This is a genomic window from Paenibacillus sp. TY11 (assembly GCF_059772165.1).
Genome location: NZ_JCBAIQ010000003.1, coordinates 32,477 through 54,881, shown reverse-complemented (window position 1 = coordinate 54,881; position 22,405 = coordinate 32,477). Strand labels below are relative to the sequence as shown.

Genomic DNA, 22,405 nt, shown 5'->3' with positions numbered 1-22,405 from the left:
AGTAACTTAAATCTTAAATCGCTTAACCAACTCTTGCAAATCCTGCGCCATATTGGACAGCTCCTGAGACGAAGATGCGATTTCCTCCATGGCCGCCATTTGCTCCTGAGCGGCAGCAGATGTGGTCTGCGAACTGTCCGCCGAATTGCGGGACAGGCTTGCCAAATGAGTAACGGTGGCCGAAACTTCCTCTGTACTGGCTGAGATTTGTTCAGCCGCAGCGGACACACTTTGGATTTGTTCTACGATATGAGATGTGGACCGCTCAATATTCGTAAATGCACCTTCTGCATCTTGGCTAATGCGTAATCCTTCGCCTACCTGGTTACGAACATTACCGTTCATCGTAGCGGTAGAGCGGTGAATCAAATCGAGCATTTGGGTAATGATCTGACTGATGGAATCAGCGCTTTCCTTGGATTGCTCCGACAGTTTGCGTACCTCTACAGCGACTACGGCAAATCCACGCCCGGCTTCGCCTGCTCTGGAGGCTTCAATAGACGCGTTTAGGGACAACAAATTGGTTTGCTTGGCAATGGCGGCAATAGCAGTATTCATCTGATTCGCATCGTCCGAGAGCTGTGACAGCTCATCCATTAGGCTAGCCGTTTGGCTTACAGCTTCCAGAATGCGGTCCATTTGTGTCCGTACACTACTGATCATTTGACTGCCTTGAGCAACATCATGCTCGGTTTGTCCTGCTGAATCCACGATGGAGCTTGCCGATTCGGCAATGGTGCTGACACCCTTAGCCATTTCTTCAACGGCATTGGCGGTTTGCTCGGATGCCTCGGCGCTGGTAGCTGCATTTTCCGCGGATTCCATAACCGTTTCCGCTACGTGTTGTACGGATTCCGTCGTTTGCTCTGTGCTCTCCTTGATCATCAGGGAAGAGGAAGCGAGTCGGGAGGACGTTTGATTGACCTCGGAGACCATCGTATGCAAGGCATGTGTCATCTGGTCAAAATTCTGTGCCAGCTCGCCGAACTCGTCCTTACTGGACAGATTAACACGTTCGGTCAGATTTCCGTCACGGACGATACGTGTTCCTGCTTGCAGCTTGCGCAGTGGAATCAGGAACGAGCGAATCATGAGCACGATGATAATGGCAGCGGCCAGTATGGAAATGATAATTACAATCAGGCTTTGCTTCAGAATCGGTTGGGCTGCATCACTGTAATCCTCCAGATCCGACAGTGCGACAATGTTCCATCCGGTGAGAGGATCCTTGAGTGTAAAGGCCAACACGTCCCTATTCATAAATTGAATTTGTGATATGGAGGGAGTATCATTTTCAGCGGTTTTCGCTACTTCGGGAAGTCCCTCTATGATGTCTGTTGGTTTTTTGCCTGTATTTTTAAAGGCAGTTCCAGCTCCAGCCACAATTTTATAATCAGAATCAACAATAATGAGTCCTCCGCGTTCCCCAATCTTTACAGACTGCAGGTTTTGGCTCATCTTGTCCAGGTTCAAAGCCAATGCAATAGCTCCTTGACCGTCCTCCAGCGTTTTTGATAAATTAACCACTAAATTCCCTGTCGTGACGCTGACAGCTGGAACACTGACGGCTACTTTACCCTTCTCCTGCATCGCGTTTTTGTACCATTTTCTTTCCCTTGGATCATAATCGGTTTCCTTTTTTTTCGGCGTACGAATGTATTGTCCTTCCTCATTGCCGAGGAGCGCAGCATCTAATTCGGGATGAGCTTTGACGATGACATCCAATTTTTTCTGAAGAGCCTCTTCGTTGGAATCAATAGAATCAGATTGGATTTCAGTGGATAGCACGTCAACGTCTTTCATAATGGGCGATACATACTGATTGACATTGCTTCGGATCAGATACAGATTCGTGTACACGGCACCGCCCATTTGCTGACTGAGTTGCGTCGTAGCGCCCTGATAAGAAAAGTATCCAATAAGTATGCTGGGAATCAATAGGACTGCCATAAAAGCTACAATTAATTTTGTCCTCATTAAATAAAACTGTTTGAGAAACCTGCTCCACCATGGAACTGTTTGTTTTTCTTTAGTCATATTCTTGCTCCTCTGTGTCTGATGATCACTACATTGTTTTATTCGACAGAAACCGATAAATTTTAAAGATGTAATCTATGGGAAACGAGGAATAGTTTCATGTTTTAGACACTTTTGTCGAAAAATAGGTCTAAAGAACTATTTTAAATATTAATACTAATACATAAAAAGCCAAATCGGAGATGCAAAGGCATCTTCACGATTTGGCTTGGGTGAGTCATGAAAGGGACATTCAACCTGTTAATTTTTTTGCTGACGTGAAATCATAAAGAGCGTAATCCAGATGAGCATAAAACCAGTTAATTGCGCTACAGTAACGATTTGCTGAAATGCGATCCAGTTAATCACGACACCAACCATGGGAAAGCTCAATTCTGCCATTGTAGCATAGGACGCTTTGGTCGTACTTAGACCTTTGTAATACAGCAACAAGCTAAGAAGACCCGGAAGCAATGCCTGCAATAGCAGATTGATAATCACAGCTGCGCCCGCCCATGTACCGGCAGGCATATTCCATGGCGCATGCTCCACAGAGGTGAGGACAATCAGCAGAGGGAGAGCCACCATGAAGCGCAGGGAGGTCACCGTCTCATATTTCATCGAACGAAGCAAGTAGCTTCCCATCACTGTCGAACCGCCCCACAGAACCGCTGCACCCAGTGCAAGCAGACTGCCGACGTGGACAAAATCATTAACATGCCCAAAGGGGAGCGACCAACCGAAGGTCAGAAGATATGTCCCGAACAGAGCGACGACAATTAATATTCCAAAATAACGCGGTAGCATTTCCTTCAATATAACGCGGGCCAGAATAATAGCGACCAACGGTTGAAGCTTCTGGAGCAGAAGCACAGCGTTAAGATCACCGTTGCTGAGTGCCATGGTGAAAATCACGCTGGCCAGAGCCGAGCCGCCCCACGAGACGAACAAAATAGCGAAAACTTGACGAAGCCGTACCGCTTTGAGTTCCTCACGATGCTTCCACAGCACCGGTGTCAGAGCGATAAAGAGCAGCACATGCTCCATCAGTACAATTTGTGTTGAAGTAAATGATTTTAGCAAAATAATACGAAACAGCGGGTCTGCGCCCCACAAGGCCGCTCCAATCGCGACTAGCCAAAAACCGCTTTTCATGTGGGAGCTACGATCAAAACCTTTGGATGTTAGCACAGTTGATGATTGACTCATACTCAATTAGCTCCTTGCGAATACAGGACCGGTGGCACAAAAACCCCCGTCGATGGCGAGAGGCCATGCAAGACGGGGGTTGATCAAATAAACTTGCCGCTTTATGCAAGTTAAATGAAGTTACTGCAAAACCAATAAGGCAGAATTCATCCACTTCGCGGCATGTTCATATTTCGATCTTCTTCCATCCGGACTTTACCGTCGGCTTTGGCATCTCACCAAATCAGTCCGTATCCTGTTGCGGGATACAGAGTCGCGGGCTTAGCTCCATGAGCCATACCGCCGGTTGGGAATCTCACCCTACCCCGAAGATCCTTATTCCGTTTTTTAATTTCTCCTATAGGATATACCTGTTTTAGAATGAAGTCCAGTGAAAAATGTGTGTATATTTAACAATGATTTTCAACTATTTTTCGAAAGCGCTCTACTAAATTACATATTACGAGGTAATATCCTTATACTCAATGCGTCGAATCGCCGCATAAGCGACCAGCATTCCCAGCACAGAAAACCCGACTTGCACGAGGGCAATGGAGCTAAGTGAAGGGAGGTTATTATTGGAGAAAAGCAATGCTACAATCAGGATCGAGGTCACAATGGTTGTGGGTACAGAATATTTTCGCATTCCCATATACAGTGGAATTAGCCCCATAAAGCTGGCGGCAACGGCATTGATCAGCGTCCGAACTGATTGCTGGCCCAATACAGCAAGAGTAAGCTGATCGGGTATAATAACAACAAACTGGTTAAGCAGATGAATGCCAGCCGTAATGACAATTTCCGATATAATTATGGACAGGAACGTAAACAACAGCACGATCAGGAGTTTGGCAATCATCAGCTTTTTGCGGTGAATGGGGTACATGAACAAGATGGTAATCGACTTGGACTTGAATTCGTCTACAATAAAACGGCACAGCAAAACAGAGGCAAATATGATAAAGGTGGCTCTGACAAAGTTGTCCATGAGATCCAGAAGTTGAGCGTACTGTGTGAATTCGGGCACTTCTTCACTTGGGCTGTCCAGTGCAATGATCCAGATCAGCCCGAGAATACAGGCATTGGCGATCAGGGCTGAACGGATATATCCCGCCAGATGAAATTTTTTCAGCTCCAGCTGCATCAATTTAAGCATGGAGATCACCTCCATTTAGCAGACGCAAAAAGTAGTCTTCCAGCGTACTGTTTTTCTGATGAATGGAATCCACCTCAACATCATTTATAATGAGGGTTCTCGTAATTTGCTTTTGCGGTACACTTGTATCGTAAATACGTACACTTTGCTCGTTCAGTACCCGAATGTTATTTAGATTCAGATGATGGGAGAGGACGTAAACTGCCTTTTTGCAATCGTTGGTTGAAAATTCAATGTATTCGGTATTGGTTTCCCGCACCTGTTCCATCGACACTTCCTCAATCAGCCGCCCGTGATTAATTACGCCCACCGTATCCGCAATCTGCTCAATTTCCGCCAAAATATGACTGGACACGAGCAGGGTCATCCCGTATTCCTTGCACAGCATGTGGAATAGCTGGCGAATTTCCTTGATTCCCACCGGGTCCAGACCATTGATTGGTTCATCCAATATCAGCAGCTCCGGCTTGGTCGCAATGGCTCGCGCGATCCCGAGACGCTGCTTCATTCCCAGTGAAAAGTCCTTTACCGGCTTGTCACCCGCGTTGCGCAAGTTCACTAGCTCCAGTGCATCCCGAACAGCCTGCTTGTTATAATAGCCCATGTATTCACAGTGCAGCTCCATATTTTGCTGGGCTGTCAGCCTGTCATAAAAAATCGGGTATTCAATAATCGAACCCATCCGTCCGAGTAGATGATACGATTTTGGCGTTAATTTTTCACCGAACAATTCAATCTCACCCGATGTCGGCTTGAGCAGATTTGTAATCATTTTCATCATCGTCGTTTTGCCCGCTCCATTGGGACCGAGAAAACCATAGATTTCCCCCTTTTGGATATTCATACTGACCCCTGCTACAATTTCATTGCCCTTCAGGGCTTTGGTCAGCTGATGTGTACGTAATATGTAAGTCATGGTTGTTCTCCCTTCGTATACTGTTGATGATTCAAGAATAAAGGGTGAAATATTCATTTTTCTTTCGTGATTCTTACAAATTTATTAAGTTCAATGAATAATTAATAGTTGATTTTTTTCAAGGTAAAAGAGAAGACCGTCTGCTCATAAGGCTTGCTGGTCAATTGAATCTCTCCGTTCATCGTCTCGACCAGGCGTTTGGCAATCGTAAGGCCCAGTCCGCTGCCTTGTATCGCCTTATTGCGTGAGTCCTCCAGTGTGTACATACGCTCAAAAACCTTGTCCTGCTCCGGCTCCTGTATGCCTTTCCCACGATCCCATACTTGTATACGCACGGTGTCCTGCTGTTCCGATAGAGTCAGTCCCAGTGTTCGGCCGTCCACTCCGTAGCGAATTGCATTAGAAATCAGATTGTTCAGCACCCGTGCAATTGCTCCTTCGTTTCCCAAGGCATGAACGGGATGCTCCGGGATATCAATATGCACAGCAAACCCCTGTGCGGTCAGCAGATCATAAAACTCCAAAATGCTGCGTCTGCACAGCTCACCCACCTCCAGGCGTGTCAGTGGAATGTCCGTATCATTGGCCTCCAGCTTCGCCAGGCTAAAAAAGCTGCCGATCAGCTCAATCGCTTCGTTTGTTTTTTGATGAATTTTGGATAGCAGCTTTGCACGTTCTTCCGGCGAAATATTTGGATCACCATCCAGCATCTCGGCATATCCAAGCACAACCGTAAGCGGGGTCTTAAGATCGTGCGAAATGTTTGAAATCATTTTGCGCATGGCGATTTGGCTTCGGTTGTAATCCGCTGACACCCTCAGATTCAGGTCAAGCAGACGGTTGATTTCCGTCATGAGCCGTTGCAGCTCTGCGTTACCTGTGACATATAGCAGCTTTTCCGCATGGTTCACCGTCACAATCCGCTCCAGTATAGTCCGGATATCCTTTATACTGCGCTTATAAGCCATGCGCTCCCGCCAAAGCCATACAATAATGACGATCAGGATGATGACGACAATCCATTCCGAAATGTTCTCGATGCTCATATCAGCCGTTCTCCCATTTGTAGCCGATGCCCCAAAGCGTCTTAATATGGACGGGGTGGGAGGGATCTTCTTCGATTTTCTCACGCAGGCGGCGAATATGGACGTTAATCACGTTCTCGTCACCCATATAGTCCTCTTTCCAGATAAATCCGTATAGTTGAGCTTTCGTAAATACGCGGTTCGGATTGGTTACAAACAGCTTGAGAATATCGGATTCTTTGGCAGTTAGCTGAATTTCATTTTCATTGCGAATGACTGAAAAATGATCCAAATCAATATGTAGATTGCCATAGGTCAAAATTTGGACTTTCGATTGCTCCTCCTGTTGCTGCTGATGGGCATATGTAGTAGATCTGCGGATCGCGGATTGAATCCGTGCGGTCATTTCCAGCATCGAAAAGGGCTTGGCGACATAATCGTCTGCTCCAAACCCCAGTCCAAGCGCTTTATCCACGTCACTGTCCTTGGCTGACATAATCAGGATCGGCACCGCGCTACTGGTGCGGATTCGGCGGATCACTTCCATACCATCCACCTTCGGCATCATCAAATCCACCAGGATCAGATCATAGGTGTGACGTTCAAAGGCAGCAAGCCCTTCTTCCCCGTCATAGGCGGTGGTTAGCTTGTAGCCTTCCTTGGTGAGCGCTTTGAGCAGCATTTCGGCAATAGATAGATCGTCTTCAATCAGTAAAATATGCTGTGACATAGGTGTGGAACACCCCTAATTTTTGGATTAAGCTCGTATGACGAACTGTAACTGAATTATATAGAGCAGTGAAGGGGATTTCCATAAACAATATCCAATGAATGTGAGTAGAGGAATTTCCGAAGGAGGTTTAAAGGGCCGTTTTTTCTCCAAAATGATGAAAAGTCGAAAAACTTAAGAGAAGCAAGGCATACAGCTGTATTTTTATATGATCCGAGAGAAGTTGACTGCGGTTGGATAAATTTCAAAATCCTTGTGGCTGTAGTAAAATGAGCACATTGTTAAAACTGAATGTGTCTAACTATTTCTAATCTGGAGGCATTGAAGTAGAATTTTCCTCTACTCCTAACACAAGATATAATCAAATTACTGGCAGTATATCATTCCCCTATATTATACTGAAAGAGTTTATAATCTGATGTTTGGAATACGGTGTTATGATATCCGGGACGTGCCTCATGTGAGAGATTAGGTATGTCGAATCACGCTGCGGTACAGGACCGTCAATAAAGGAGAGCAATGATGTTTGTCATACGGGGAACACAAAAACTGCTGAAGGAATGGGAGACTGAACCACTTCAGGTTGATATTTATCCGCCTTTGAATAGTTGGCATGCCAGCTTGTTTTTACTTAATCGGAGAAAAAATATTGTGTTTATGCATGATACATCCCGCTTAAGCATCACACTGTTTGGGATTAAAAAATCGCAGTACAAAAACCTGCCAGCTCTTTTTGTGCAAGCCTTGAAGGAATTAATGATCAGCGAAGGCTTTGATGAACAGATCGTAAAGGCATACACACAGGAAGGCGAGCAGATGCTGGCTACTACGACGAATAGCCATAGTGTGATGGGAACCTTGGATGAGATTATCTTTATCATGAAGGAACTGGATATGGAGCATGGGTGCGAGCTGGAAAAAAATCAGTGGAACAACCGGATTGTGTTTAAAACGGTTCAATACCAGTATCCTGTTGATGCTTTTAAAGAAGTGTTAGAAAAGCATTACAACCTAGAAAGTGTTTGAGAGAATTGCTATTTTGGACAAAAAAATAAGTTCCATTTATTCCCTCTGTCATATATAATCTAATATAGTTCTAAAAGACTATATAGAGAGGTAAGGGGTAAATGAAGATTAAATTAAGAAATAAAACTGGAATGATTAAGGAACGCAAAGTGGGTTTTTCATGGACCACGCTTCTTTTCGGTTTTTTCCCTGCGTTGTTTAGAGGGGATTGGAAGTGGGCTATTATTATTTTTCTGGTGTCGATCCTTACGAGCGGGGCGTCCAACTTTGTATTTTGTTTCATTTATAATCGCTTACATATTAATGATCTGCTATCCCAAGGCTATGGTCCTGCGACCAAGAAATCCCAATCTATCCTGATTTCTAAAGGATTTATTGCTGAAAATTATGCTGCTAACGCTGCAGGTTAATTTGAGGGCTGGTCGTTAAACGAGATGTATCAAAAGAGTATCCACCAAAGTCCATGCGGGCGGGGGATGCTCTTTTTTATAACTCACATGATAGCAATGCTTACGATGAAATGAATCATAGCGCAATAAACGGCACACTTTGGTAAAATAAAACGATACAGTGTTTGACACCATTGGTCAGACTTATAAAACGGGGGGTACATAACGAAGAATGAAGAGGATTATTGATGTAGCCAAAGAAGCAGGAATTGAAGAAGAGCATCTGGAGACGTATGGAAAATATAAAGCGAAGCTGAATCCGTCCCTGTGGGAGGAGTTAAAGGATCGCCCGAATGGAAAGCTGGTACTGGTTACGGCGATGAATCCTACTCCGGCGGGAGAAGGAAAAACGCTGACAACCATCGGGCTGTCACAGGCGCTGAATGCGCTGGGGCATAAAACTGTTGCTGCATTGCGTGAGCCGTCCCTTGGCCCTTGCTTTGGGATGAAAGGGGGAGCAACCGGGGGAGGACAAGCCCAGATTGTTCCGGCAGAAGACATTAACCTGCATTTTACAGGTGATATTCACGCGATTTCGGCAGCGCATAATTTGCTGGCAGCGATGATTGATAACCATTTGTTTCATGGAAATGCTTTGCGGTTGAAACCGGAACGGATCGTGTGGAAGCGAGCTGTCGATATGAACGACCGGAGTTTGCGGAGTATTGTGACCGGATTGGGGGCAGGCAATGGAGCGGTCAGAGAAAGTGGCTTTCTGATTACCTCGGCTTCAGAAGTGATGGCGGTATTATGCTTAAGTGAAAATATGGAAGATCTTAAAGTGCGATTGGGTCGGATGGTGATTGGTTATAACGAAGCAGGTGAAACGGTAACGGCTGAGGAACTACATGCAGTGGAAGGTATGGCTGTGCTGCTTCGGGAAGCATTGAAACCCAATCTGGTGCAAACGTTGGAGGGAACTCCAGTTATTGTGCATGGCGGACCTTTTGCGAATATTGCACATGGATGCAGTAGTTTGATCGGTACGAAGCTGGCCTTGAAGCTGGGAGAGGTGGTCGTCACAGAGGCTGGATTCGGGGCTGAACTGGGTGCAGAAAAGTTTTTTGACATCAAGTGCCGTCAGTCTGGATTGCAGCCCGATGCCGCTGTGTTGGTCGTAACCGCCAAAGCGCTGAAATATAACGGCGGTGTAGCTAAAAATGAGCTGGACGCGGAAAATCTGGAGCAATTGCAACTCGGATTAGCCAACATGAACCGGCATGTACGAAATTTGCAAAAGTTTGGCGTGCCGGTAATGGTAGCGGTCAACCATTTTGTAACAGACAGCGAAGCCGAGTTGGAACTGATTTTCTCGGAATGTCACAAGCTGGGTGTACCCGCAGAGCTGTCACAGGTGTGGGCACAGGGAAGCCAAGGGGGAGAAAAGTTGGCCCAAAGCCTGCTGAACTTGCTCCAGGAGGACAAAGCTCATTTTGCACCGTTGTATGATCATACGCTTGATTTGCAAGCGAAAATTAGTGTCATTTCGAAGGAGTTTTACGGTGCGGCAGAGGTAGCATACACTCCAGCGGCCAAACGGGCGTTGGCTGGTATGGAGCAGCTTGGTTTTGGGCAACTGCCTGTATGCATGGCCAAAACGCCATATTCTTTCTCAGATCAGCCTTCTCTGCTAGGTGCACCGGAGGGCTTTACGATTCACGTGTCCAGCGTTTCTTTGTCCGCAGGGGCAGGCTTTGTGGTCGTGGAAACAGGCAATACCATGACGATGCCAGGACTGCCCAAATCTCCAGCAGCTGAGCATATGTCACTGGAGGCGGATGGGAGCATTCAAGGCCTAATGTAGTGTTTTTTAGAAAAACGGTAGTTTCTCAGAATGAAGTGACGAGCAGTTTAGGCAGTGCAGTGAGCAGTTTTTGCCGAGTCATGGCAATCGCTCCAGTTCCAACGCTCTGCTTCTACGAAGTATACCCGGCCTTGACGTACAGCAGGAAGACTGCGCCAGAGAGAGCTGTTGATCATGCGTTCCAGCGTACGTTTGGGTCTGGGGCAGTAGGGACAAGCATAAAAATGCGGTTCCCGGCGTAGTCAGGCAATTCGTTCGGATCAATTTCCGCGAAGCCGTGTCCCTCGTCGAGCACCTTTGGATCGTCTCAACGGGCTGGAAGCCCTGCGGGTGGTAGAGGGTAGACGAGAATCCGGACATGCCCATGACAAAGAGCTGACGGGCAATTTCACGTAAAGGCCGTTTGCATTCCAGCAGCAGCCGCTTGGCATGATTCAAGCGCAGCTCAGTGAGGTAATGCAGCGGCTTTTTGCCTGTTATTTTGCGAAACATTTGTGAGTATTGCCATATGGAAACGTTCGCCTGTTCGGCAAGTTGCTTGACGGTAATGGACTTCTCATAGTGGTTTTCCATGTATGTAAGGGTGCCTTTCACGGATGCTGGCAATGCCGGAATAGAGCTATCTTTATCCTCTACATAGACGTGGGCTTCCTGCCACAGCAAGAGTAGCTCTTGAAGCATGATTTGCTGCCGCAATACAGATGTTTGGTTGCAGCTGTATCGTTTGTTGGGTGCTTTAGTGCCACTGTGCAGTCGGATAGTGCTTCCCATTGCTTCTGCTCCCAGATTTCCTGAATAAACGCACAAGGGTAGAGGGCAGTTTGTGCTTACGAGCCGAGCTTTCCTCTGGAAAGCTTTGAGACGATAGCTATCGCTTATTCAGCATCATTAAAATACAAACACACGGATAAGCCGGGCTGTCCCGCTTCTATCCGTGTGTTTTGTTATGCCACAGTATCCTGCCTGATCGCTCTATTTCTACTCCTGATCTGCAATAATCAATTGAATATCGTGCTCCCGTACATATTCCTGATACGTTTTATCCGGCATGGTGTCGGTGACGAGATAATGAATCTGATCCAGACTACAATACGTCATTAGCGCGTATTTATCGAACTTGTGGCGGTCTACTAGCAAAAAAACCTCCGCGCTTTTTTCGACTACCACCTGTTTGATCTCGCTCTCCAGGGGAGAGGAATTGGTGACTCCATTGGCAATGGAAATGCCCGTAGCAGCCATGAACGCTTTGTTAATGTTATAAGATTTTAAGAGTTCAATATTTTTGAAGCTGGCAAAAGATTTGGTTTTGCGTTCCAACATACCGCCTGTCGAAATGACATTCAAACCTGGAAACGGGAAAGAGTCAATCATAAAATCAAAATTGTTGGTGATAATGGTCAGTTGCTTGTTTTTGAGAAATTCGATCATTTCCAGCGTCGTGGTTCCCGAATCTATGAAAATAATATCCCCGTCTTCCACATAGCTTGCCGCCGCTTTAGCGATAAGTGTCTTTTCTTGCTGGTGCCTTGTGATTCGGTCGTTAAAAGGCTCCAGTGTCGTATGATTAACCGCCACACCTCCATACACCTTTTTAAGCTCTCCACGTTCCACGAGTTCCTGAACATCACGGCGAATCGTATTTTTGGAAACATCAAATACATTGACTAACTCATCCAATGAGGCCGTCTGGTGCTCAAAAACATATTCCTGAATTTGTTTAATGCGTTTCGTCTTTAACATGTAAATCCACCTTTTAATTTGTTAAATGAGAGCGATGGTTGCAATTGAACAACGGTAAAAAGGTTCTCTGACTCTCATTATAACAACATTTAACCAAAACTTAATCATTTTTTTCGTTTTATGTTTATTTCGATATAAATTCGTAATTTGATATGGATGAGTTTATAAAAAGTTCAAATTATATATTGACTGAAAGCGCTTTAAATATTATGATTTTATCAGATTATGATCAAAATATAACAAAAAGATAACAACTTAACGATAGAAAGAGGGATGGTTAGCATGGTTTAGCACCCTTGTGAATGAATTTTGTCCCAATATAACCATGAGTTAACTTCAGCATCAACCAAATAGCCGCAAGGAGGAATAATGTATGTCTGAAGCACGGAAACTGAAAAACTACATTAACGGAGAATGGGTAGAAAGCAAAACAACCCGCTACGAGGAAGTATACAATCCAGCTACGAAAGAGGTTATAGCGCTAGTACCGATCTCGACGCAGGAGGATACAGATTACGCAGCAGAGGTTGCCGCGCGTACCTTTGAACAGTGGAAGAAGGTTCCTGTCCCACGCCGAGCCCGCATTTTGTTCAATTACCAACAGTTGCTCATACAGCACAAAGAAGAACTGGCCCGCCTGATCACTGTCGAGAACGGTAAAAATTTGTCCGAAGCGTTGGGTGAGGTTGGACGTGGGATCGAAAATGTGGAATTTGCCGCTGGAGCGCCTACCCTAATGATGGGTGACTCGCTGGCGACAATTGCAACCTGCATGGGGGTTCAGGTATCCCGGAATATCAAATTATCAAGGCAATTGAATTAGGCCACGCCAAAATCAACGTTAATACAGAATGCATTCAGGCTTGGACTTTGGCGGTTCGTGACGTGTTAAGGAGTAATTCTCATGTATATGATCCTAAGACGATTCTCACACCGGGTACGGCAGCAATTACGGCCGTTGTCAAAGGGAAGATACAAGAATTCGGCACGAGTCATAAGGCAGATGTTCGTTTTAGGGTGTAATGCTATAGAAACATAGCCTTCAAAGTAAATGCCAAGCTGTTTCCTGCGCAGATTTTCCTGTGTGGGAACGGCTCTTTTTATCGTGGTAGAGGAAGGTACAATAAGTATGCTTCAAGCTTGTCATGCCAGTCTGCATAAACCGAACATGTCCCTCATAGACATGTACTAATTCATTTAAAACATGTGCTGAAGGAGTTGATGACATGCGCCGGATTTCATGGATGCTTGCCATGGTCATGTGTGTAACGCTGCTGCTGGCCGGGTGCGGCAAGAAGAGCGCGGACGATGTGGTTAAAGATTTGAGTGACGTGGTGAGCGACCTGAACAGCTACCACGGTACAGCAATGATGACGCTGCATACCGGCGACACGCCGCAGGAATACAAGGTGGATATTTCCTACCGCAAGCCGTCCTATTACCGAATTGCCATGACGAACGAGAAAAAAGATGTTACACAGATCGTGCTGCGAAATGACGAGGGGGTATTTGTACTGACGCCCAGCCTGAACAAGAGCTTCCGTTTCAAAAGCGACTGGCCAAACAACCAAGGTCAAGTATATTTATATGAAACGCTGGTTCGCAGCATTATTGGTGATGCCTCGCGTCAGCTGGCTACGGACGACAAATCCTATGTGTTCGATGTGGCGGCGAACTATAACAGCCACGCACTGGTGAGACAAAAGATATGGCTGTCCAAAAGCAACTATGCACCCACTCAGGTACAGGTATCTGATGCGAACGCCAAGGTAGTTGTCGATCTGAAATTCGATCAATTTGCTTTTGATACAAAGTTCGACAAGGACTCTTTTGATATGGAGCGCAATATGGCTTCGGGTAAAACGGGTACGGGAAGTGAAGGAGCACCATCTGCCGGAGCAGTGGATTCCAGCGGGCAGCTTGATCCTTCCGGTGCGATAGATGGGGCGACTGGCGTGACGTCCAGCGAACCCGGACCAGAGCAGGGAACAGCAGGGGATGCAGTCCAGCAACCGTCAGGTGAAGCATCAGTAGAAGGAACTACCCAAGGCGATACACCAAAATCGGATAGTGCGGACGTAACGGGCAGCACGGATGCTGAGGCCAATAAGCCGGATACAGCGGGTAACACGGAGGCGCAACAGCAAACTCCGGGTGCGTCTGATACAGCAGCCGGGACATCGGCGGGTACGGATGCCGCAGAAGCTGTGATGGGTGAGTTCGGCTTGATCGAACCGTCCTACACGCCAGCCGGAGTACAGATCAAGGATACGCCGGAGCTGGAGGATAATGGTACACATGCTGTGATGCTGCGGTATAGTGGAACGTATAACTATACGATTGTGGAGGCTCGTCCAAAAGATCGGGCGGTAGCTCTGGCCGCAGGTGAACTGGTAGACATTGGAGGCAGCTTTGCTGTTCTGACAGGAAGCGAGCAGCAGACGATGACCTGGATGAATGATGGAATAGAGTTCAGAATCACCAGCGCTGATCTGCCTGTGAGCGAAATGATACAAATTGCCGCTTCTATACAGGATCAATCGGGTAAATAAAACTTTATAGACGGATGCAGACGGTCTAGAGTGTAAAAATGCTCTGCTGCCGCCCGTATCCGTCTTTTGTTCATTCGCGCTCTAAGATGTGCATCGCTTGTATGTCGGGTTCATTGTAGAGGATGCTGGCAAACGTCCCCTCCCATTGACAGCCACGTTTTAGAACATTACCATTAACCTTTGGAAGTATGGACTTTGCATATTCCGAATGGTAAAAGGTTAGTTACAGGCTAACAAATAAAGAAGGTGACTGGATTTTGCAAGCACAATACAGATCGACCCGGGCCGAAATCAACCTGGATCACCTTGGCGCCAACTATGAAGCTTTTCGCAAGGCATTGCCAGCGGAAAAGTTGCTGATGGCCTGTGTCAAGGCTAATGCCTACGGACACGGTGCCGTAGAAATTTCAAAGGAATTGGAACGTCTGGGTGCGGATTACTTGAGCGTCGCTTTTCTGGACGAAGCATTGAAGCTTCGGCAGGCCGGAATTAAGCTGCCCGTTCTTGTACTCGGCTATACCTCACCGGAAGCTGTGCAAACGGCTTGGGAGCATGACATTTCACTGACTGTGTTCAGTGAGGAAGTGCTGGAGAGTATCCGTCGACTGGACCGCAAAGGAAGCGAACGCAAGCTGAAGGTGCACATCAAAATAGACAGCGGCATGGGAAGACTGGGGCTGCTGCCCGGAGAAATGGCTGTTGCCTTTGTCCAGCAGGCCGGGCAGTTAGAGCAGGTACTGCTGGAAGGCATGTACACCCATTTTGCCCGCGCGGATGAAGAAGACAAAAGCTATACACTGCTACAATATGATCGGTTTCGGGGCGTGGCGGAAGCGCTAAGGGAACAAGGTATCACCATTCCCATTATACATACGGGCAACAGCGCGGCCACCATTGATACCCCTTCCCTTTCCCCCAATATGGTGCGGATTGGCATCAGTATATACGGTCTGTATCCGTCTGATGAGGTTAACCGGCAAGCCATTGAACTGTTGCCTGTGTTGTCATTGAAGACGGCTGTGGTTTATACCAAGACGCTTCCTCCCGGCTGGGGAGTTAGCTATGGCACCCGGTACGTGACCTCCAGTGAAGAGCGGATCGGTACACTGCCGATCGGCTATGCGGATGGATACTCCCGCATGCTGAGTGGGAAGATCGAAGTGTTGATACGCGGTCGCCGCGTCCCGGTACTCGGTACGATTTGCATGGACCAGTGTATGGTATCCTTACAATCTTTCGCAGAGGATGCGGAAGAAATCCAAACAGGCGAAGAGGTTGTTCTCATCGGCCAGCAGTCCGGCGAAACTATTGCGGCGGATGAGCTGGCATCCAAGCTTGGTACGATCCACTATGAGGTGATCTGCATGATCGCAGACAGGGTACCGCGTGTATACACACGAGGTAATGTTCCTGTTGTTCGAGTGAACTTGCTTCTTCCAACCCGCTGGAATTAATTTCATAACGCAAATTACCGGATAAAAGCAGGAGTTTTCGCAGAACGTCCCGAAATATGTACAAAGGAAAGAAAAGAGCACTATAACTGTCAAAAGACGCATCAGGCTCCGCTGACACTTGTATTTCGGGGATCAAACGCCTGTACGAAAACGAACTGCGTAGTTTATAATGGAATGCAGCATAGATGATATACGAATATCATATACATTCTCTTGTATTCTGTTTGAATAAATTACCGGGAATAACGTTATAATGGTACAATGGCGACAAGGTTTTGGGGGTGGAAGAGAAGTTGGCCAATTTGCAGAACACCAAAAGAATAATGATCAGTTTGCCAGATCATCTCTTGCAGGAAGTGGACGGGATCGTAGCTATGGAAAATTCCAACCGCAGTGAATTTATCAGGCAGGCCATGAAGCTGTATGTAGGTGAACGTAAAAAACGTTACATTCGTGAAGCTATGCAGCGTGGATACATGGAAATGGCTAAAATTAACTTGACCATGGCATCCGAAGCCTTTCACGCGGAGGAAGATGCTAACAGCACCTTGGGCCGTACAGTTAGCGGGGTGTAATCCATATTGATCGTAAAGCGCGGCGACGTTTTTTTTGCAGACCTTTCACCCGTAGTCGGTTCCGAGCAAGGTGGCGTCAGACCTGTGCTGATCATTCAAAATGATATCGGCAATCGGTTCAGTCCCACCGTGATCGTGGCAGCCATCACCGCCCAGATTCAGAAGGCAAAGCTGCCTACACACGTGGAAATCGACGCGGCGACGCATGGCTTTGATCGCGATTCTGTTGTTCTTCTGGAGCAAATCCGGACGATCGACAAGCAAAGGCTTACCGACAAAATCACCCATTTGGATGAAGAAACCATGCGCAAAGTGAGCGATTCTCTACAAATCAGTCTTGGTTTGATTGATTTTTAGCATGATGGAACGACGAGTGAAACGGGAAAAGGGCAGCGCGTGAGCGCTGTCCTTTTGCGTGTCCAATGAAAAATGCAGGCAGGGTCTAGCTTTAGCGTCACCTGCTGGCGCTTTGAATCATTTTTTGTGATAATGAAAGACATGGTAAATGACAAGAGTTGTGAGGAAGAAGGGATAGGTTTGTCTAACGAGGAAACGAAGACGGAAATCCGGCAGGAGCCGAACGAAGCAGAACGCCAAGAGCGGATTGTCAAACAAGTGGCGAGAGAGCTATCGCTGGCACTCAAGCAAATCCGGACAACGATCAGTTTGTTGGATGAAGGGAATACAATTCCTTTTATCGCGCGTTACCGTAAGGAAATGACAGGAGAACTGGATGAAAATCAGCTGCGTGAAATTGAAGATCGTGTGCTGTATTTACGTAATCTGGAGGATCGTAAAGTAGAGGTCATCCGCATTATTGATGAGCAGGGTAAGCTGACGGAAGACCTACAGGCTGCTATCACCTCTGCGGTTAAACTTCAGGAAGTGGAGGATCTGTACCGTCCATATCGGCAAAAGCGCAAGACCCGCGCTAGTGTAGCGAAGGAACGGGGACTGGAGCCGCTGTCCATCTGGATCTGGAGCCAGCCGAAACAAGGCGATGCTTTGAAAGAAGCGGAATCCTATGTGAATGCTGAGCTGGGAGTTGAAAATCCCGAGGCGGCTATCCAAGGAGCCTTGGACATTTTAGCTGAAAATATAGCGGATGATGCGGCTATTCGCCAATGGGTACGCCGATATACGCTGGACCATGGTATGTTGACCTCCGAAGCGAAGGACGCGGAGCAAGAGTCCGTGTATGAGAACTACTACAGCTATCGTGAGCTAGCTAAGAAAATGCCACCTCACCGTATTTTGGCGATTAATCGCGGGGAGCGGGAAGGCATTCTTAAGGTCGGTTTGGAGGTAGCGCCAGATTCCATTTTCAATTACGTGGCAGGTCAAGTGATTAAAGGATCGTCTGTCGTGGAAGAGCTGCTGCGCAGTGTCATTGAGGATGCGTATAAAAGACTTATCGCGCCATCTATCGAGCGTGAAGTGCGCGCTGAAATGACGGAGAAGGGCGAGCAGCAAGCCATCTCCATCTTTGCAGGCAACTTGCGCAGCCTGTTGCTACAGGCTCCGATCAAGGGCCGCCGTGTGCTCGGTGTCGATCCGGCCTATCGGACAGGTTGCAAGCTGGCGGTTGTCGATGACACAGGCAAGCTGCTGGAAGTGGCTGTGACGTATCCGACGCCGCCGAATAACAAGAAACGTGAGGCTGCTGAAAAGTTCAAGCAGCTGATTGCCCAATACGGTATCGAATTGATTGTCATTGGTAACGGAACCGCTTCGCGCGAGACAGAGCAATTCGTAGCTGAAGTCATCGCTGACATTGGTGACAGCAGTCTAGCGTATCTGATCGTCAATGAGGCGGGCGCGAGCGTATACTCTGCCTCCAAGCTGGCACAGGAGGAGTTTCCGGATTTGGACGTAGCCGAGCGCAGTGCGGCTTCCATCGCGCGTCGTGTGCAGGACCCGCTGGCTGAGCTGGTCAAGATTGAGCCGAAGGCCATTGGTGTAGGCCAATACCAGCATGATGTGTCACAGAAACATCTGGATGAAAGCTTAAAGGATGTTGTGGAATCGGCCGTTAACCATGTCGGTGTGGATGTGAACACGGCTTCCTCGGCGCTGTTATCCTATGTAGCAGGGATCAACGCGACGATTGCCAAAAACATCGTCAAGTACCGTGAGGAAAACGGTAAATTCAGCAACCGTCGTCAGTTGCAAAAGGTACCGCGTCTTGGTGCAAAAACCTACGAGCAATCTGTTGGCTTTATCCGTATACCGGGTGGAGAGAATCCCCTGGATCGCACCCCGATTCACCCTGAATCGTATGCTGTCGTAGACCGCCTGTTGGCGGAGCTCGGCATCAGTGCCCACGATCTGGGCACCAAGGCCGCAACGGAAGCGCTGAACGTGTCCAACATTGACGAACTGGCCGCAAAGCTGGAAGTCGGCGTGCCGACACTGAAGGATATTCTGGACAGCCTCCAGCGTCCGGGCCGTGACCCACGTGACGAGCTGCCGTTGCCTGTATTCCGTAAGGATGTGCTGAAGATCGAAGATCTGGCACCGGGTATGGAGCTTCAGGGAACCGTCCGCAATGTCATTGATTTCGGCGCGTTTGTCGATATCGGCATTAAAAGTGACGGATTGGTTCATATTTCACAGCTGCGCAGTGGCTTCGTAAAGCATCCGATGGATGTCGTATCTGTCGGTGATAACGTAACGGTGTGGGTGTTGAATGTCGATTTGAAAAAAGGCAGGGTTGGTCTGACGATGAAACCTCCCGCAGAGGCGCAGTCGCAGGCATAATACTTTAAATAAAGCTGTATAACCTTCTTGTGAAGGTATAACAAAAGCCGGAATCTCCGAACTGCATCGGAGACTCCGGCTTTCATTTTGGATGCCTTCAGCTTCTACCCGTTGTTGGCATCGAACTCCACGCCAGGTGCTTTATGATAAAAAAACCAACAATCATTCAACAGTTTAATTTGGCGCCGGTCCTTTTTGTAAAAGGCCCGCATGAGCTGGTTGCTGAGCCATTGAGGCAAGCCGATCTCCTCCTCTGCGTTACATCTGTATGTTTAGCATATGGGGTGGGTACCTAAAGTGTGCTTATGAATTGGGGGTTAGACTTCGGTCGTTATTTTATAATATGCTTGTTAGTATAGAGCAAAGGAGGAGAAACCGTAAGGATGGAGTCCAAGTCCCTGGGTAATTCAATGAACCATTCAATGAACCGTTCTATGAGTAATGAAGAGCTTCAGGAATGGGTGGAGCACATTTCGCTGGAGAGCTTCGGCGTGCCGTTTCGACATCAAGCTACCTTTAATGCGCGCCTGTCTTCCACAGGTGGCAGGTATTTTATGAAAAGTCATCATATTGAAATTAATCCACATCAGCTCACAGCTTACGGACGTTCTGAGGTGGAGAAAATTATTAAGCATGAGCTGTGTCATTATCATTTACATCTGCGCGGAATGGGCTATCAGCATCGAGATGCTGATTTCAAAGCATGGCTGGCCCGTGTAGGAGGGAGCAGGCATTGTCAGACCCTGCCGGGAAGAGTGGAGCGAAAGCCTCAGCCTTATCGTTACAAGCTGGTGTGCATTTCCTGTAAACAGGAGTATATGCGCAAGCGTAAAATGAATCCTCAGCGGTATCGCTGTGGAAAATGTGGAGGTAAGCTTCGCCTGTTGGCACTTGACGGCACCCCCTGAATCATGGTAAATTAACCATACTGTATGATAATTTACAGTAATGTTCCCTGATAGCTCAGTTGGTAGAGCACTCGACTGTTAATCGAGTTGTCACAGGTTCGAGTCCTGTTCGGGGAGCCATGGAGAGGTACCCAAGTGGCTATAAGGGGACCCTCTGCTAAGGGGTTAGGCTGCGAAAGCGGTGCGAGGGTTCGAATCCCTCTCTCTCCGTTGGTATTTTAAGCAGAAAAAGGACGCTCGTATGCATTGTAATGATGCTTGCGGGCGTCTTTTTCGTCTATCACCTGTTCTGAAAATAACGGAGACCTAAGTACAGTGCTTTATTTTATAGTGTCGGCTTCGACCGTTTTGAGTATGTTCAACAGAGCATGAGCGACGCCATCCTCCACATTGGTCAGGGTCACTTCGGAGCAGACGGCCTTGATGTCGTCGTTTGCATTGCCCATGGCGATGCCTTTTCCTGCCATCGTCAGCATGGAAATATCGTTATAGCTGTCCCCGATCGCCACGGCTTCCTGCATGGGAATGCTCAGATGATTCGCAAGGTAACGCAATGCATTGCCTTTGGATGCATCCTTGTGCTCGACTTCAAAGTTACGGTCTGAGGAGATGACCATGTTCAAATCGTGAAAATCTCGGTAACGCTCACGGCCTCGATCCAGTTTGGCTTGATCAAAGGAGAAGCAGAGCACGTTATAAATCTCTACATCCAGTGGAATGTCCTCATATGAAGCGATCTGGGTATGTCCGGCCTGTTCATATTGCTTTTCGGCTGCACGTAATAAAGTATCTAGCGAAATATCCGGGTTGGCGCTCAATAAGCGGTCCATTTCCACAGCAAGCAGCTGATGTCCGTTTTGTGGAGAATAAATAGCGCGGTCTGTCATGACCTCATAGTAAAAGTCGTTGTCGTGCAGCCAGCTCAGCACTTCAAAGGTTTCGTCCCGATCCATAGGCGTAGAAACGAGCTGGCGGCGATCCGCATCGTGTACGGTTGCGCCATTTGCTCCAATGACGGGCGTTACAAGTCCGGCCTCCTCCAGCTTGATCCAGGCATCATAAGACGCTCTGCCGGTAGCAATCGCCACCTGAACGCCTTGCTGCTGTGCCTGGCGTATAGCCTCCGCATTCACTTTGCTTATTTTTCCTTCCTCATTCAACAGTGTTCCATCCATATCAATCGCAAACAGTTTCATTTCTCCAGCTCCTGTCTTTTTATATCTCTTGTATGGGTCTTGAAATATAGCAGAACGACTTTATTTTCTATGAGGGGACAATAACCTCAATATCATGGTGTTGAAAAATCTCCAGCATTTCCGCATCTGGCATGCGGTCGGTAATTACAGTATTGACTTCGGACAGGCCGGCAAAGCGGTAAGGGAATTTTTTCCCGAATTTAGTATGGTCCGCAAGGACAATGACCTGATCTGCCTGTTTCATCATTTGATGCATCAGCATACCGTCCTCTTCATGAATTACACTCAGTCCATGGGAGGCTATACCTCCAACCCCAATAAAGGCTTTGTCCACAAAATAGTGGGACAAGGTGGCGATGACGGAGGAGCCATATACGTAGCGGTGTTCTTTTTGCAGGCGACCTCCCAGGAGATGAATGGAGACACCGTCTTTTCCGGATAGCACGTCAGCTTGATTAATAGAATTGGTGATGACTGAGCATTCCTGCATATTTATTTTTTCTGCACACGCCTGCACAGTCGTAGAGGAATCCAATATGATGTGATCCTTGTTACGTATCATATTGGCGGCCAGCTGTCCGATCGCTTGCTTTTCTGCAGATAGAGTGAGCAGTCTTTCGTTATAATTTCCAATTGGATTGTGATGGAGTGAAGGGAGAATAGCGCCGCCGCGGGTGCGAATAATTTTTTGATGCTCCTCAAGTTTTACCAGGTCTCGACGGGCCGTATCCCGTGATACATTAAAAAATTCACAAATATCATCCACCGAAATACGCTTGTGAAGCTGCAAGTAATCAACGATTTTTAACATTCGTTCTTCCTGATACATTAGAAAGCTCCTCTAATATATAATTAATTCGGTATCTCTCGTAAGTGATTATAAGTAAATGTAAGTGATATTGCAATCATT

General features: G+C 47.2%; 20 protein-coding genes, 2 tRNA genes, 2 pseudogenes and 1 riboswitch. Of the genes and pseudogenes, 13 read left to right on the top strand and 11 right to left on the bottom strand.

The window, feature by feature from the left end:
- Positions 1–6 precede the first annotated feature (6 nt).
- From AC6EJC_RS04485 to AC6EJC_RS04460, 6 genes are all read right to left on the bottom strand, one after another.
- On the bottom strand, positions 7–2,037 hold the full coding sequence (locus AC6EJC_RS04485; RefSeq protein WP_444952919.1) for a methyl-accepting chemotaxis protein: 2,031 nt from the start codon (positions 2,035–2,037) through the stop codon (positions 7–9).
- A 240-nt stretch (positions 2,038–2,277) separates the two neighbouring features.
- Entirely contained in the window at positions 2,278–3,225 is a 948-nt protein-coding gene (locus tag AC6EJC_RS04480) for a DMT family transporter (RefSeq protein WP_444952918.1), read from the bottom strand.
- A 172-nt stretch (positions 3,226–3,397) separates the two neighbouring features.
- A riboswitch (FMN riboswitch) is annotated at positions 3,398–3,542 on the bottom strand.
- Between the two features lie 122 nt (positions 3,543–3,664).
- Positions 3,665–4,360 (bottom strand): ABC transporter permease, encoded by a 696-nt coding sequence (locus tag AC6EJC_RS04475; protein WP_444952917.1) that lies wholly within the window; start codon positions 4,358–4,360, stop codon positions 3,665–3,667.
- Positions 4,353–5,276 carry an ABC transporter ATP-binding protein gene (locus AC6EJC_RS04470; protein ID WP_444952916.1) on the bottom strand — a complete coding sequence of 308 codons (924 nt, stop codon included), beginning with the start codon at positions 5,274–5,276 and terminating at the stop codon, positions 4,353–4,355. Before AC6EJC_RS04470 ends, AC6EJC_RS04475 begins: the two co-directional genes overlap by 8 nt.
- 101 nt (positions 5,277–5,377) lie before the next feature.
- Complete coding sequence (locus tag AC6EJC_RS04465) at positions 5,378–6,322, bottom strand: sensor histidine kinase (RefSeq protein ID WP_444952915.1); 945 nt, start codon at positions 6,320–6,322, stop codon at positions 5,378–5,380.
- Between the two features lies 1 nt (position 6,323).
- Complete coding sequence (locus AC6EJC_RS04460) at positions 6,324–7,031, bottom strand: response regulator transcription factor (protein ID WP_444952914.1); 708 nt, start codon at positions 7,029–7,031, stop codon at positions 6,324–6,326.
- A 522-nt stretch (positions 7,032–7,553) separates the two neighbouring features.
- Here AC6EJC_RS04460 and AC6EJC_RS04455 point away from each other — a divergent pair.
- From AC6EJC_RS04455 to AC6EJC_RS04445, 3 genes are all read left to right on the top strand, one after another.
- Entirely contained in the window at positions 7,554–8,057 is a 504-nt protein-coding gene (locus tag AC6EJC_RS04455; RefSeq protein WP_444953172.1) for a DUF6933 domain-containing protein, read from the top strand.
- Between the two features lie 101 nt (positions 8,058–8,158).
- Positions 8,159–8,467, top strand: a complete 309-nt coding sequence (locus AC6EJC_RS04450; protein WP_444952913.1) for a hypothetical protein — start codon at positions 8,159–8,161, stop codon at positions 8,465–8,467.
- A gap of 211 nt (positions 8,468–8,678) precedes the next feature.
- Entirely contained in the window at positions 8,679–10,310 is a 1,632-nt protein-coding gene (locus tag AC6EJC_RS04445) for a formate--tetrahydrofolate ligase (protein WP_444952912.1), read from the top strand.
- Between the two features lie 78 nt (positions 10,311–10,388).
- On the opposite strand, the gene AC6EJC_RS04440 is transcribed toward AC6EJC_RS04445, so the two are convergent.
- Both AC6EJC_RS04440 and AC6EJC_RS04435 read right to left on the bottom strand, forming a co-directional pair.
- Positions 10,389–11,081 carry a helix-turn-helix domain-containing protein gene (locus tag AC6EJC_RS04440; RefSeq protein WP_444952911.1) on the bottom strand — a complete coding sequence of 231 codons (693 nt, stop codon included), beginning with the start codon at positions 11,079–11,081 and terminating at the stop codon, positions 10,389–10,391.
- A 207-nt stretch (positions 11,082–11,288) separates the two neighbouring features.
- Positions 11,289–12,050 (bottom strand): DeoR/GlpR family DNA-binding transcription regulator, encoded by a 762-nt coding sequence (locus tag AC6EJC_RS04435; RefSeq protein WP_444952910.1) that lies wholly within the window; start codon positions 12,048–12,050, stop codon positions 11,289–11,291.
- Positions 12,051–12,423: 373 nt separating this feature from the next.
- On the opposite strand from AC6EJC_RS04435, the pseudogene AC6EJC_RS04430 reads away from it, so the two are divergent.
- The 7 genes and pseudogenes from AC6EJC_RS04430 to AC6EJC_RS04400 all read left to right on the top strand — a co-directional run.
- Positions 12,424–12,819: pseudogene (locus tag AC6EJC_RS04430) on the top strand (aldehyde dehydrogenase family protein); the annotation flags it as partial.
- Positions 12,819–13,073, top strand: a pseudogene (locus AC6EJC_RS04425) (class II fructose-bisphosphate aldolase); the annotation flags it as partial. The pseudogenes AC6EJC_RS04430 and AC6EJC_RS04425, both read left to right, overlap by 1 nt.
- A 203-nt stretch (positions 13,074–13,276) precedes the next feature.
- On the top strand, positions 13,277–14,602 hold the full coding sequence (locus AC6EJC_RS04420) for an outer membrane lipoprotein-sorting protein (RefSeq protein ID WP_444952909.1): 1,326 nt from the start codon (positions 13,277–13,279) through the stop codon (positions 14,600–14,602).
- Positions 14,603–14,859: 257 nt separating this feature from the next.
- Positions 14,860–16,056 (top strand): alanine racemase, encoded by a 1,197-nt coding sequence (alr, locus tag AC6EJC_RS04415; protein WP_444952908.1) that lies wholly within the window; start codon positions 14,860–14,862, stop codon positions 16,054–16,056.
- A 293-nt stretch (positions 16,057–16,349) separates the two neighbouring features.
- A complete protein-coding gene (locus tag AC6EJC_RS04410) occupies positions 16,350–16,631 on the top strand; it encodes a CopG family ribbon-helix-helix protein (RefSeq protein WP_007429334.1) in 282 nt (93 codons plus the stop codon).
- 6 nt (positions 16,632–16,637) lie between these two features.
- Entirely contained in the window at positions 16,638–16,988 is a 351-nt protein-coding gene (locus AC6EJC_RS04405) for a type II toxin-antitoxin system PemK/MazF family toxin (protein WP_007429335.1), read from the top strand.
- A 180-nt stretch (positions 16,989–17,168) separates the two neighbouring features.
- The gene (locus AC6EJC_RS04400; protein WP_444952907.1) at positions 17,169–19,391 is read left to right on the top strand and encodes a Tex family protein; all 2,223 of its coding nucleotides are present in this window, start codon (positions 17,169–17,171) and stop codon (positions 19,389–19,391) included.
- A 104-nt stretch (positions 19,392–19,495) separates the two neighbouring features.
- Here the strand turns inward: AC6EJC_RS04400 and cmpA are convergent, their stop codons facing one another.
- A complete protein-coding gene (gene cmpA / locus AC6EJC_RS04395; RefSeq protein WP_007429337.1) occupies positions 19,496–19,630 on the bottom strand; it encodes a cortex morphogenetic protein CmpA in 135 nt (44 codons plus the stop codon).
- A 144-nt stretch (positions 19,631–19,774) separates the two neighbouring features.
- Here cmpA and AC6EJC_RS04390 point away from each other — a divergent pair, with 144 nt between their 5' ends.
- The 3 genes from AC6EJC_RS04390 to AC6EJC_RS04380 all read left to right on the top strand — a co-directional run bounded on the left by AC6EJC_RS04390 (position 19,775) and on the right by AC6EJC_RS04380 (position 20,509).
- Positions 19,775–20,299, top strand: coding sequence for a SprT family protein (locus tag AC6EJC_RS04390; RefSeq protein ID WP_444952906.1), 525 nt, complete (start codon positions 19,775–19,777; stop codon positions 20,297–20,299).
- Positions 20,300–20,343: 44 nt separating this feature from the next.
- A tRNA-Asn gene (locus AC6EJC_RS04385) sits at positions 20,344–20,419 on the top strand.
- A gap of 1 nt (position 20,420) precedes the next feature.
- Positions 20,421–20,509: transfer RNA gene (locus AC6EJC_RS04380), tRNA-Ser, on the top strand.
- Between the two features lie 110 nt (positions 20,510–20,619).
- Here the strand turns inward: AC6EJC_RS04380 and AC6EJC_RS04375 are convergent.
- Both AC6EJC_RS04375 and AC6EJC_RS04370 read right to left on the bottom strand, forming a co-directional pair.
- On the bottom strand, positions 20,620–21,495 hold the full coding sequence (locus AC6EJC_RS04375; RefSeq protein ID WP_444952905.1) for a Cof-type HAD-IIB family hydrolase: 876 nt from the start codon (positions 21,493–21,495) through the stop codon (positions 20,620–20,622).
- 67 nt (positions 21,496–21,562) lie between these two features.
- Positions 21,563–22,324 carry a DeoR/GlpR family DNA-binding transcription regulator gene (locus AC6EJC_RS04370; protein WP_348624642.1) on the bottom strand — a complete coding sequence of 254 codons (762 nt, stop codon included), beginning with the start codon at positions 22,322–22,324 and terminating at the stop codon, positions 21,563–21,565.
- Positions 22,325–22,405 lie beyond the last annotated feature (81 nt).

What these genes read in the sequence shown, in the direction of transcription:
- AC6EJC_RS04370 (WP_348624642.1), bottom strand. Translation starts at nt 22,324, where the DNA reads ATGTATCAGGAAGAACGAATGTTAAAAATCGTTGATTACTTGCAGCTT.
- AC6EJC_RS04470 (WP_444952916.1), bottom strand. Translation starts at nt 5,276, where the DNA reads ATGACTTACATATTACGTACACATCAGCTGACCAAAGCCCTGAAGGGC.
- AC6EJC_RS04375 (WP_444952905.1), bottom strand. Translation starts at nt 21,495, where the DNA reads ATGAAACTGTTTGCGATTGATATGGATGGAACACTGTTGAATGAGGAA.
- AC6EJC_RS04475 (WP_444952917.1), bottom strand. Translation starts at nt 4,360, where the DNA reads ATGCTTAAATTGATGCAGCTGGAGCTGAAAAAATTTCATCTGGCGGGA.
- AC6EJC_RS04480 (WP_444952918.1), bottom strand. Translation starts at nt 3,225, where the DNA reads ATGAGTCAATCATCAACTGTGCTAACATCCAAAGGTTTTGATCGTAGC.
- AC6EJC_RS04420 (WP_444952909.1), top strand. Translation starts at nt 13,277, where the DNA reads ATGCGCCGGATTTCATGGATGCTTGCCATGGTCATGTGTGTAACGCTG.
- AC6EJC_RS04485 (WP_444952919.1), bottom strand. Translation starts at nt 2,037, where the DNA reads ATGACTAAAGAAAAACAAACAGTTCCATGGTGGAGCAGGTTTCTCAAA.
- AC6EJC_RS04460 (WP_444952914.1), bottom strand. Translation starts at nt 7,031, where the DNA reads ATGTCACAGCATATTTTACTGATTGAAGACGATCTATCTATTGCCGAA.
- AC6EJC_RS04390 (WP_444952906.1), top strand. Translation starts at nt 19,775, where the DNA reads ATGGAGTCCAAGTCCCTGGGTAATTCAATGAACCATTCAATGAACCGT.
- AC6EJC_RS04455 (WP_444953172.1), top strand. Translation starts at nt 7,554, where the DNA reads ATGTTTGTCATACGGGGAACACAAAAACTGCTGAAGGAATGGGAGACT.
- AC6EJC_RS04465 (WP_444952915.1), bottom strand. Translation starts at nt 6,322, where the DNA reads ATGAGCATCGAGAACATTTCGGAATGGATTGTCGTCATCATCCTGATC.
- AC6EJC_RS04440 (WP_444952911.1), bottom strand. Translation starts at nt 11,081, where the DNA reads ATGGGAAGCACTATCCGACTGCACAGTGGCACTAAAGCACCCAACAAA.
- AC6EJC_RS04445 (WP_444952912.1), top strand. Translation starts at nt 8,679, where the DNA reads ATGAAGAGGATTATTGATGTAGCCAAAGAAGCAGGAATTGAAGAAGAG.
- AC6EJC_RS04435 (WP_444952910.1), bottom strand. Translation starts at nt 12,050, where the DNA reads ATGTTAAAGACGAAACGCATTAAACAAATTCAGGAATATGTTTTTGAG.
- AC6EJC_RS04450 (WP_444952913.1), top strand. Translation starts at nt 8,159, where the DNA reads ATGAAGATTAAATTAAGAAATAAAACTGGAATGATTAAGGAACGCAAA.